Origin of the sequence: Streptococcus mitis (genome assembly GCF_946190375.1) — a bacterium.
GTDB lineage: Bacteria > Bacillota > Bacilli > Lactobacillales > Streptococcaceae > Streptococcus > Streptococcus mitis_CJ.
Genome location: NZ_CAMIAF010000138.1, coordinates 1 through 239, shown reverse-complemented (window position 1 = coordinate 239; position 239 = coordinate 1). Strand labels below are relative to the sequence as shown.

Annotated in this window: 1 protein-coding gene; it reads right to left on the bottom strand. The window is 54.4% G+C overall.

Features of this window, described 5'->3' with window-relative positions; all coding sequences use genetic code 11:
* The coding region (locus N8M09_RS11070; protein ID WP_261065240.1) for a DUF533 domain-containing protein at window positions 1–239 on the bottom strand (239 nt) is incomplete at both ends.

Genomic DNA, 239 nt, shown 5'->3' with positions numbered 1-239 from the left:
ATAGCCACGCTCCATAAGTGATCCACGTCGATCACCATGCAGCTCAGGTAATATACCTCCAGCGCTTCGTCTTCATTCTTGACGCTCTGGGCGATCAAATCCGGGTTAAGCGGCTGGTCGATCGCCTCTTGCACCCATTTTTGCGCTTCTTGACCCACCTGCAGCTGTTCCAGGCTGTGGTCGATGGCGAGCTTTTCTTCCGCATCGATATGCCCGTCGCTTTTGGCGGCAAATACCAG